The sequence below is a fragment of the Candidatus Synechococcus spongiarum SH4 genome (genome assembly GCF_000586015.1).
Classification (GTDB): Bacteria; Cyanobacteriota; Cyanobacteriia; order PCC-6307; family Cyanobiaceae; genus Synechococcus_B; species Synechococcus_B spongiarum_F.
In genome coordinates this window covers 1-2253 of the sequence record NZ_JENA01000259.1, presented here as the reverse complement: position 1 = coordinate 2253, position 2253 = coordinate 1, and the positions used below count along the sequence as shown (strand labels likewise).

Sequence of the window (2253 nt, the reverse complement as noted above, 5' to 3'; positions counted from 1 at the left end):
CCTGGTGGGGCAGCGCAAAGCCCGGGAGATCTGGTTTCTCTGCCAGCGTTATGACGCCGCGGCCGCCCTGGACATGGGGCTGGTGAATCGGGTGGTTCCCCTCGAAACCCTGGAGCAGGAGGGGGTAGACTGGGCGCGGCGCATCATGACCATGAGTCCCACCGCCATCCGCTGCCTCAAGGCCGGCTTTAACGCTGAAACCGACGGCATGGTGGGGCTACAGGAGTTGGCGGGTCAGGCCACCAGTCTCTTCTACCGCACGGACGAGGCCCGGGAAGGCCATCATGCCTTTCTTGAAAAGCGGTCTCCCCAGCATCAGGATTATCCCTGGTTGCCTTAGAATCAGAACCCAAGAACCGGAAGACGACGGTGGCCGACAGAAGGACGCCGTAGCAAGTTGGCGAGAAGCCTCCTCAACCCCAGTTCCGGCTCAGGGAAGCAGGGGAAATAGCGCCTTCCCAGCGGGGAACGGTTATGCCCGTTCTGCATCCCATGGCTTCCCCTCAGAAGGGGAGGGAGAAGTCAAGTTTGAGGGAATGATCCACAGGGGATGTTGCGGAGTTGGTTTGCTGCCGTGTGCCCTCCAGGGCGATTTCCCAGGGTGGTGTCTGGCTTTGCTGGGAGTAGGGCGCCAGGGACCACAGCAGGGTGTAGGCGCTGCTGGTGGGGGAGAGGGCCACTGCCACCCCTGGGGTCATGGTGAGGCGGTCGTTGAAGGCGGGGAAGCCGTAGGCCAACTGCGCCTCGAACTGCTGCCCCCCGCTGCTGGCATCGTCCAACCCCTCCATACCGGCGGGATTGAGGAGGGCATCCATGCCCGATGCGGGTGCGCCCATGGTGTGACCCAGGGCGAGGGAGGGTCCCCGATTGGTGGGGGAGGGTTCCCAGGCGAAGGAGAGGGCCAAGCTCTGCTCCCGGAACTCCTCCGCCATGTGGGTCACCAGAGAGCGGCCCTTGACTTGGGCGCTGATACCCCGTTGTGGATCGTTCCATGCCAGAGCTGCGCCCACTTCCAGCCCGAAGCCTGATTCTGCATCACCCCCGTCATGGCGGATACCCACCTCCAGTGAGGGGAGGAGGGAAGAGCCGTTGGCCAGGGGGAAGGGGCGGACCGCCTCCAGCCCCACCCGCAGCCGGGAGACGCTGCCCTCGCTGGAGGAGAGAGCATCCACCTGCTCGGTGGTGGTCTTCTGGCTCAGCAGGTCGATGGTGGTGGTGAGGCTCAGCCCCTCGGCGCCGCCATCCAGCAGCAAGCCATCCAGCCCCACGGCGCCCATCACCATGGTGCTGCCGGGCCGGTACTCCCTCTCGGCGCCATCAGGTGTGACGGAGAGCTTGCCCCGGCCGTACCCGGCCACGGCCCAGACGCCCAGTCGCGGGGTGAGGGCATAACGGCCATAGGGGAACAGGCCGGTCATGGTGGCGCTGAGGTCTGCATCGTTACCGTCCTCTCCGGCGTAGCCGCCGTTGCCCCAGGAGTGGGAGAGGGCAGCGCCAGCCAGCCAGCGCTCCGTCCGCCAGTCCGCTCCAACCAGGGCGGTGGTCACGTCCCCATTCAGGGAGAGGGTGGCTTCCTGCCCACGGAAGGAGGAGAGCGCCCCTTCACCCCAGAGGGAGAGCCGGGGTGTTGCCCCCTCCTCCACCCCTTGCCCGGCTGCTATCCGGGGGGAGAAGGAGAAGGAAGAACCCTGCGCCAGTTGCTGGCCGCTCACACTCTCGAAGCCCAACACCTTGGATAATGCCCCTGCGTTCTCCGCCAACGGCCTGGCGCCTGTAAGCTCTTCCCCCGCCATGGTGAGGGTGAGACCGGCTTGGGGATTGGCGCTGAAACGTCCCTGCACGGCATTCACCACCTGCTGGGCGACGGTGCGGCCAACACGCACCTGCCCAGCCTTCACTGCCTCGGTGAGGACATCCGTTGGGATGTCGTTATCCGTGATGGTCACCGCCACGTTGCCGGTGACGCTGTTGTAACCGCCACCAGCAGCGGTGTGGCTGAGGGTGGCGCTGTCGTTCGTGGCATCATCGTCCTCCCCTGCCGAGACCGTGACCGGCTGCGCGGTGTTCCAGGTGGTGGCGGTGAAGCTGAGGCTGGCGGGAGAGACTGTCACCTCGCTGTTGTTGCCACCCACCCTCACCGTGACAGTGCCCGTGGGCTCGCTGGCCAGCTTCACCGTATAACTGCCACTGCTCCCCTCCTCCACCGCAGGGACGGGGCGCGAACACCAACCCGGCCGTGTCGTCATCCGTAAC

General features: G+C 65.9%; 2 protein-coding genes. One reads left to right on the top strand and one right to left on the bottom strand.

Annotation, left to right across the window (positions count from 1 at the left end; all coding sequences use genetic code 11):
- The coding region (locus tag BG35_RS0109415) for an enoyl-CoA hydratase-related protein (RefSeq protein WP_025782620.1) at positions 1-340 on the top strand (340 nt) is incomplete at its 5' end.
- A gap of 163 nt (positions 341-503) precedes the next feature.
- Here BG35_RS0109415 and BG35_RS0109410 read toward each other — a convergent pair.
- Positions 504-2253, bottom strand: a 1750-nt coding sequence (locus BG35_RS0109410) for an autotransporter outer membrane beta-barrel domain-containing protein (RefSeq protein WP_236619848.1), incomplete at its 5' end; no start/stop codon positions are given.